A 7,619-nucleotide genomic window follows, 5' to 3' on the forward strand; every position below is an offset into this window, starting at 1 on the left:
TGTTCCGTGGTTCTCGACGGTGACGGGGGAGCGGGTCACGGAGCCGGTGGACGCGGCCTACTGGTGGTCCAACCTGCGCGACCAGGTCCGCTTCGGGCCGGTCGTGGAGAAGCTGGCGGGGGAGGGCTTCCGGCTGTTCGCGGAGGTGTCGGGGCACCCGGTGCTCACCATGGCGCTGGAGCAGTGCGCTCCGGACGCGGGGGTGTGGGGGACGCTGCGCCGGGGCGAGGACGGCCCGGCCGGGCAGATCCGCGCGCTCGGCGAGGCGTGGGTCCGCGGCGCCGAGGTCGACTGGCGGGCCTGGCCCACCGACGGCCGCCGCCTGCCCGACCTGCCGACCTACCCCTTCCAGCGGCAGCACTACTGGCTCGCCTCCGAGCCCGGCACGGGCGACCTCGCCGGGGCCGGCCTGGACGGCACCGGCCACCCGCTGCTCGCGGCGGCCGTCCGGCTGCCCGACTCCGACACCGTCGTCTTCACCGGGCACCTCTCCCGGCGCACCCAGCCCTGGCTCGTCGACCACGACGTGCTCGGCACCGTCCTGGTCCCCGGCGCGGCACTGGTCGAACTGGTCCTCGCGGCCGGAGAGTTCACCGACGCCCCGGTCGTCGAGGAGCTCCTGCTCCAGGCCCCGCTGGCGCTGCCCGAGGCCGGCGGGGCGGACCTGCGCGTCACCGTCGCCGCGACCGGGCGGGAGGGCGGGGGCCGCACGGTCACCGTCCACTCCCGCCCCGACGGGGAACACCCCTGGACGACCCACGCCACCGGCACCCTCCGCCCGGCCGGCTCGGCACCGGTACCGCCGCCGGCTGACCCGCCGGCCGACCTGCCGTGGCCGCCGCGCGACGCCGAGCCGGTCGACGCCGAGACCCTCTACGCCGCGCTGGCGGACACCGGCCTGGTGTACGGTCCCGTGTTCCGGGGCCTGCGCCAGGTGTGGCGCCGTGACGGCGAGATCCTCGCCGAGGTCGCCCTCGGCACCGGGGGCGACGCCGACCCCGGCGGCTTCGGTCTCCACCCGGCGCTGCTCGACGCCTGCCTGCACGCGCTGGCCGCCGGTGGTCTGGTGCCCGGTGAGGACGGCGCGGCCCGGCTGCCGTTCGCCTTCAACGGCGTCCGCCTGCACGCCGTCGGTGCCCGCTCCCTGCGGGTCCGGCTCACCGCGGGCGAGGGAGCCGAGACGGTCCGGCTGCACGTCGCAGACGAGGCGGGGCTCCCCGTCCTCGACGTCGACGCGCTCGCGGTCCGGCCGGTCACGGCCGACCGGACCGGCGCCGCACCCGACGCCCCGCTCTACACGCTGGACTGGACGGACGCCGGCGTGCCGGCGGGCGCGGCGGGCGCGCTGCCCACGATCACGCTAGGCGACGCGCTCCCCGCCGACCCCGGCGAGGTCCTGGTGCTGGACTGCACCGCGACCGCCCCCGCCCCGGGCGCCGACCCCGCGACCACCGCCGACCCGGGCGCCGCCCCGGACGCCGACGCGGTGCGCAGCCGCACCGGACAGCTGCTGGAGACCCTCCAGCGGTTCCTCGGCGACGAACGCCGGTCCGACACCCACCTGGTCGTGCACACCGACGGCGCGATCGCCGCGGACCCCGGGGACGCCGTGCCCGGACTGCTCTCGGCGGCCGTCTGGGGGCTGGTCCGCTCCGCACAGAACGAGCACCCCGGCCGCCTCACCGTCGTCGACGCCCCGACCGCGGACCGGATCCCGGACGTGCTCGCCGCCGGACACCCCCAGGCGGCGGTGCGCGGCGACCGGATCGTGGTGCCCCGGATCGTCCGGCACGCCGGACCGGACGGCGAACTCCCCGACCTGACCGCCGGCACGGTGGTGGTCACCGGCGCCACCGGCACGCTCGGCCGCCTGATCGCCCGTCACCTGGTCGCCGCCCACGGGGTCCGCGACCTGCTGCTGCTGTCCCGCTCCGGCGGCGGCCTCGACCTCGACGGTGCGCACGTGCGCGCGGTCGCCTGCGACGTCACCGACCGGGCGGCCGTCGAGGCCGCGCTGAGCGGCGTGCCGGTCACCGCCGTCGTCCACACCGCCGGGGTGCTCGACGACGGGCTGCTGGCCGACCTCACCCCCGACCGGCTGGACGCCGTCCTGCGTCCCAAGACGGACGCCGTCCGCAACCTGCACGAGGCCACGGCCGGCCGGCCGCTCGCCGCGTTCGTGCTGTTCTCCTCGGCCGCCGGCGTCCTCGGCAACGCCGGGCAGGCCAACTACGCCGCCGCCAACACGTTCACCGACGCGTTCGCGGCCTTCCGGCGGGCCCGGGGCCTGCCGGCGACCTCGCTGGCCTGGGGCCTGTGGGACACCGACGAGGGCATGGCCGGCAACCTCACCGACGCCGACCGGCGCCGGCTGCGGCGCGGCGGCATCCTGCCGCTGGAGGTCGGGCAGGGCCTGGCGCTGTTCGACGCGGCCCTGCGCGCCGACACCGCGCTGGCCGTGCCGGTCGCGCTGAGCCTGCCCGCGCTGCGGACCACCGCCGAGGGCGGGCTGCTCCCGCCCGTCCTGTCCGGGCTGGTCCGGACCGGCCCGCGCCGGGCCGCCACCGCCGACGGCCCGGGCACGTTCGCCCGGCGGCTCGCCGGTCTGCCCGAGGCGGAGCGCGAGCAGACCGCCACCGAACTGGTCCGCGGCACGATCGCCGCCGTCCTGGGGTTCGCCGCGGGCAGCGCGATCGACGGCAACCGGGCGCTGCGCGAGCTGGGCTTCGACTCGCTGACCGCGGTCGAGCTGCGCAACCGCCTGCAGCCCGCCACCGGCCTGACGCTGCCGGCGACGCTCGCGTTCGACTACCCCAACGCCCGTGCCATCGCCCGCTACCTGCTCGACCGGGCGCTCGGTTCCGACCGGACGGCGGACGCGGCGCCGGAGCGGACCGGCCCGGTGCGCACCGACGAGCCGATCGCCGTCATCGGCATGGCCTGCCGCTTCCCCGGCGGGGTGCGCACCCCCGAGGACCTCTGGCAGCTGCTGCGCGACGGCGGCGACGCGATCTCCGGCTTCCCCACCGACCGCGGCTGGGACTTCGGCGGCTACCACTTCACCCGGCAGGGCGGCTTCCTGCACGACGCCGGCGAGTTCGACGCCGGCCTGTTCGGCATCTCCCCGCGCGAGGCCCTCGCGATGGACCCGCAGCAGCGGCTGCTGCTGGAGACCTCGTGGGAGGCGTTCGAACGTGCCGGCCTCGACCCGACCGGGCTGCGCGGCTCCCGGACCGGCGTCTTCACCGGCCTGATGTACCACGACTACGGCACCGGCCTGTCGACGCTGCCCGAGGGCGTCGAGGGCTACCGCGCGACCGGTGTCTCCGGCAGCGTGGCGTCCGGCCGCGTCTCCTACGTCTTCGGTCTGGAGGGCCCGGCGCTCACCGTCGACACCGCCTGCTCCTCCTCGCTGGTCGCGCTGCACCTGGCCGCGGAGTCCCTGCGCCGGGGCGAGTGCGAGCTCGCGCTGGCCGGCGGCGTCTCGGTGATGGCGAACCCCAGCACCTTCGTCGAGGTCGCCCGGCAGGGCGGTTCGGCCGCCGACGGCCGGTGCAAGCCGTTCTCCGCCGCCGCCGACGGGGCCACCTGGTCGGAGGGGGCGGGCGTGCTGCTGGTCGAGCGGCTCTCGGACGCCCTGCGCCTGGGCCACCCCGTGCTGGCGGTCGTCCGGGGCACGGCGGTCAACCAGGACGGCGCCTCGAACGGCCTGACCGCGCCCAACGGCCCCTCCCAGCAGCGGGTCATCCGGGCCGCGCTGGCCAACGCCGGTCTGACGCCGCAGGACGTCGACGCGGTCGAGGCGCACGGCACCGGCACCCGGCTGGGCGACCCGATCGAGGCCCAGGCCCTGCTGGCCACGTACGGCCAGGACCGCGACGGCGACGCGCCGCTCTGGCTCGGCTCGGTGAAGTCCAACCTCGGCCACACCCAGGCCGCCGCCGGCGTCGCCGGACTGATCAAGATGATCCTCTCGCTCGACCACGGGCTGCTGCCCCGCAGCCTGCACATCGACGCCCCCTCCCCGCACATCGACTGGGAGTCCGGCGCCGTCGCGCTGCTGGACGCCGAGCGGTCCTGGCCCGAGACCGGCCGGCCGCGCCGCGCCGCCGTCTCCTCCTTCGGCATCAGCGGCACCAACGCCCACGTCGTGCTGGAGCAGGCGCCGTCCGTGCCGCCCGCGCCGGAGAACCCGGAGCTGCCGGTCGTCCCGCTGCTGCTCTCCGGCCGCGACCGGGGCGTGCCGGCCGCGCAGGCCCGCCGACTGGCCGCGTTCCTGCGCGAGCGGCCCGGCCTGCCGCTGACCGACGTCGCGCACACCCTCGCCGGCCGGGCCCGGCTGGAGCACCGCGCCGTCGCGCTGGACGGACCCGCGCTGGCCGCGCTGGCCGACGGGCGGCCCGCGGCCGGCGTCGTCGCCGGAGTGGCCGGGCCCCCCGGCGGCGTGGTCCTCGTCTTCCCCGGCCAGGGCGGCCAGTGGGAGGGCATGGCCGCGGGGCTGCTGGAGAGCTCCCCGGCCTTCGCCACCCGCCTGCGCGAGTGCGACGCCGCCCTCGGCGCCTACCTGGACTGGTCGGTGGAGGCGGTGCTCCGCCAGGAGCCGGGGACCCCGCCGCTCGGCCGGCTCGACGTCGTCCAGCCGGTGCTGTTCTCCGTGATGGTCTCGCTGGCGGCCTGGTGGGACGCGCACGGCGTCACCCCGGCGGCGGTCGTCGGGCACTCCCAGGGCGAGATCGCGGCGGCCTGCGTCGCCGGTGCGCTCACCCTCGCCGACGCGGCCCGGATCGTCGCGCTGCGCAGCCGGGAACTGATGGCGATCGCCGGCGCCGGCGCCATGCTCTCGGTCGCCGCGGCCGAGGCCGACGTGGCCGCCCGGATCGCCGAGTACGAGGACGGCCGGGGGCGGATCCGGCTGGAGATCGCCGCGGTGAACGGACCGGCCTCGGTGATCGTGGCCGGCGAGTCCGACGCGGTCGACGAGCTGGCCGCCCGCTACGAGGCGGAGGGCGTGCGGGCACGCCGGGTCAAGTCCAGTGCCGCCGGCCACTCCGTCCAGGTCGAGGTCCTCCGTGACCGCGTGCTGGAGGGGCTCGCCCCGGTGCGCATCGGTGCCGGCCGGGTGCCCTGGTACTCGACCGTCCGGGCCGAGCCCATGACGCCCGAGGACGGCGCCGACTACTGGTACGACAACCTGCGGCAGCCGGTCCGGTTCGCCGCGACCGTGGGGCGCCTGCTCGCCGACGGCTACCGGCACTTCGTCGAGGTCAGCCCGCACCCGGTGCTCACCGCCAGCATCCAGGACGTCGCCGGTCCGGGCGAGGCGGCCGTGGCCGGCACGCTCCGCCGTGACGAGGACGGTCCCGGCCGCCAGGTCCGGACCCTCGCCGAGGCGTGGGTGGCCGGCGTGCCGGTCGACTGGGCCGCGCTGCTCGCCGGAGGCCGCCGGGCGCCCGGGGTCCCCACCTACGCGTTCCAGCACCAGCGCTACTGGCTGGCCGACGAGCCCGGCGTGGCCGCCGACGACCCGGACGACGAGTTCTGGAACGCGGTCGAGACGGCGGACGCGGCGCTGCTCGGCAAGACCCTGGGCGTCGATCCCGGCGCCCTCACGCCCGTGCTGCCCGCGCTCGCCGGCTGGCGCCGCGGTCGCCAGGAGCGCTCGCAGCTGGACGCCTGGCGGTTCCGGATCGCGTTCAGGTCCCTGCCGGAGCCGGAGCCGGGCCGGCTGTCGGGCACCTGGCTGGTCCTCCACCCGGCCGACGTCGACCCCGGCGAGGTGACGGAGCTGCTGGCCGCCGCCGGCGCCGAGGTCGAGCACAGCACGGCCGTCGACCGGACGACCCTGGCCGCCGGGCCCTACCGGGGCGTCGTGTCGCTGCTGGCGCTCGGCGACGACGACGAGCGGGGGCTCCTCGACACGCTCGCGCTGTTCCGGGAGATCGGCGGCGTGGACACCGCGCTGTGGATCCTCACCCGGGGCGCGGTCGCCGCCGTCCCCGGCGACCCGGCGCCCCGGCTCGCCCCCGCGCAGGTCTGGGCGCTGGCCCGCACCTTCGCCCTGGAGCACCCGGAGGCCTGGGGCGGCGTGCTCGACCTGCCCGCCACGCTGGACGCCCGCTCCGCGGGCCGGACGGCGGCCGTCCTCGCCGGCCTCGACGACGAGGACCAGGTGGCCGTCCGCACCGGCGGTGTGCTGGCCCGCCGCCTGCTGCCCGCGCCGGCCGACCCGGCCGCACCGCTGTGGGAGCCGCGCGGCACCGTGCTGATCACCGGGGGCACCGGCGCGCTCGGCGCGCACGTGGCCCGGTGGGCCGCCGGGTCCGGCGCCGACCACGTCGTGCTCACCAGCCGCCGGGGCGAGGCCGCCCCCGGCGCCGTGGACCTGCGCGAGGAGCTGACCGCGCTCGGCGCGCGGGTGACCGTCGCCGCCTGCGACACCGCCGACCGGACGCAGGTCGCCGAGCTGCTGGCCGGTCTGCCCGGGCCGGTCACCGCCCTGGTCCACGCCGCCGGCACGCTCAGCCCCGGCCTGCTCGCCGACGCGACCGCGGCCGAGCTGGCGGAGGTGAGCTCCGGCAAGGTCGAGGGCGCGGTCCACCTGCTCGACCTGCTCGACCCGGCGCACCTGGAGCAGGCGGTGCTGTTCTCGTCCAACTCGGGCGTCTGGGGCAGCGCCCGCCAGGGCACCTACGGCGCGGCCAACGCCGCCCTCGACGTGCTGGCCGAGCAGGCCCGCGAGCGTGGCCTGCCGGTCACCTCGGTGGCCTGGGGGCTGTGGGACGGCGGCGGGATGGCCGAGGCGACCGGCGGCGAGGAGTACATGCGCCGGCGCGGCTTCCGGGGCATGTCCCCCGAGGCCGCGATCACCGCGATGCGGCAGGCCGCCGGGGCGGGGGAGACCTTCCTCGCGGTCGCCGACGTCGACTGGTCGGTCTTCGCCCCGGCCTTCGGCTTCGCGAGGTCCCGCCCGCTGATCGCCGACCTGCCGGACGTCCGGGCCCTGCGGGCGACCGCCGAGGCCGCCCCGCCGGCCGACGCCGGTGCGGCGCTGCGCGAGCAGCTGGCCGCCGCACCCCCGCACGAGCACGAGCAGATCGCGCTCGACCTGGTGCGCGGCCACGCCGCCGCCGTCCTCGGGCACGACGGCCCGGACGCGGTCGAGGCCCGCCGCCCGTTCAAGGAGTTCGGGTTCGACTCGCTGACCGCGGTCGATCTGCGCAACCGGCTGACCGCCGCCACCGGCCTGTCCCTGCCGGCGACGCTGGTCTTCGACCGGCCGACCCCGGCGGCGGTGGCCGGACTGCTCCTGGAGGGCCTGGTGACGGGCGGCGGCGCGACCCCGGAGAGCGTGCTGGCCACCATCGACCAGCTGACCGAGGCGCTGACGGCCACCGCGGACGACACCGCGCTGCGCCTGCGGGTCGCCATGCGGCTGCGCGGTCTGCTCGCGGGCCTCGACGAGGACGCCGGCCCGGCGGAGGAGGGCGCGGAGTCGGTGAGTGACCGGCTGGAGGCGGCCAGCGCCGACGAGGTCTTCCGGTTCATCGACGAGCTCGGCGTGTCGTAGCGCGGGCGTGCGGCGGGGCCTCCGGACGGGAAACCGGGGGACGCCGCCGGAC

The 7,619-nt window shown here is 77.9% G+C and carries 1 protein-coding gene; it reads left to right on the forward strand.

The window, feature by feature from the left end; translation table 11 throughout:
* Positions 1-19 precede the first annotated feature (19 nt).
* The gene (locus ACFWOG_RS37640) at positions 20-7,567 is read left to right on the forward strand and encodes a type I polyketide synthase (protein WP_380363962.1); all 7,548 of its coding nucleotides are present in this window, start codon (positions 20-22) and stop codon (positions 7,565-7,567) included.
* Positions 7,568-7,619 lie beyond the last annotated feature (52 nt).

The sequence above is a fragment of the Kitasatospora sp. NPDC058406 genome, from assembly GCF_042722765.1.
In the GTDB taxonomy this organism is placed as follows: Bacteria; Actinomycetota; Actinomycetes; order Streptomycetales; family Streptomycetaceae; genus Kitasatospora.